Here is a 1,102-nt window from a genome sequence, read left to right as displayed (position 1 = left end):
TCCGCGGGAACTGCGCCAACAGAGCCCGCACCTGCGGCTCGACCGCATCAGCCAGCGAACCCCGCGGGCCCCGTTCCCGCCGCGGTGGGCCCGGCGCCCGCAGCGCCGAACGCACCGTGTTCCGCGCGACTCCCAGCCGGCGGGAGATCTCCTTGATCGGGACACCCTCCGCCCGATGCAGACGACGGATCTCGGACCAGTCCTCCACCGACAACACCCCCTCAGCGTCGCCCAGAAGGGGTCAATCCCAATCCGACGTCAGGGGGTCAGTCTCAGGCCGTCGTCGACAGCCGCGCTTCTGGGGTTCGACGGTGCCGAAGTACTGGACGTCCCAGCCGACGCAGCGGCGGGTGTTCTGCCAGAACCGGTCGAGGAGTTTGGGGAAGTGGATCGCGTCGCGGGCGGCGCGGCGGTAGTCGTAGGTGTCCGGGTCGAGGGCGGCGCCGTGCTTGTCCACCCGCCCGTAGGTGTCCAGGGTCAGGGTGAGGAAGGTCGAGGGCCGGTACTTCCCGCCGAACACCCGGCCGAGGGTGCGGTCCTCCACCGGGCGGCGGGGCAGGTTCGGTGCGTCCTGGCGTCGTCGGGTGGAGCGGCGCACGGTGTGTGGTGTCGGGTCGAGCGGGGCCAGGCGGCCACGGACCCCGAGGGCGCGCAGCTCCTGGTCGACTTCGGCGACGGTCTCGCGGATCTCCTCGCACTCGGCGTCGTCGCCCTTGGTGCGGGCGTCGGTGTAGGCGGCGTGCAGGTCCGCGCGGACCGTCATCAGTTCTTTCTGTGCGGCGGTGGGGTCGGCGGGTTTGGCGATGGGTTCGTTCTCGAGGTGCCAGCCCTCGCGGCACTGGACCATGCGCAGGCGTCGGGCCTTCTCCGCGCAGGGGCGGCACTGGTCCTCCCGCGTCGACCCGCACGGGACGGGGACGACGTCGACCCGGCCGCTGCTCTGATCGATCCGCCGCATCGCGAGCGGTCGGACGCAGACGCCGTGGTCTTCGGCGAGCTGGGTGGCGACCTCGTTGGACAGCGCGAGCATCGCCTTCTGGGCGCGGGTGAGCTTGTCCTGGTCGATCGGGACGGGGCCGGTTTCGGTTGTGTTCATGCGGCA

At 71.5% G+C, this 1,102-nt stretch carries 2 protein-coding genes; both read right to left on the bottom strand.

The window, feature by feature from the left end:
* Nucleotides 1-217 (bottom strand): sigma factor-like helix-turn-helix DNA-binding protein (locus FVA95_RS28870; RefSeq protein WP_193564260.1); only part of this gene is annotated, 217 nt, incomplete at its 3' end.
* A 24-nt stretch (nt 218-241) separates the two neighbouring features.
* The coding region (locus FVA95_RS28865; RefSeq protein WP_368667386.1) for a replication initiator at nt 242-1,102 on the bottom strand (861 nt) is incomplete at its 5' end.

The organism is Pseudonocardia sp. EV170527-09, from assembly GCF_008369905.1.
Taxonomy (GTDB): Bacteria; Actinomycetota; Actinomycetes; order Mycobacteriales; family Pseudonocardiaceae; genus Pseudonocardia.
The sequence above is the reverse complement of the archived record's forward strand: the minus strand, read 5'-3'. Positions and strand labels throughout refer to the sequence as shown.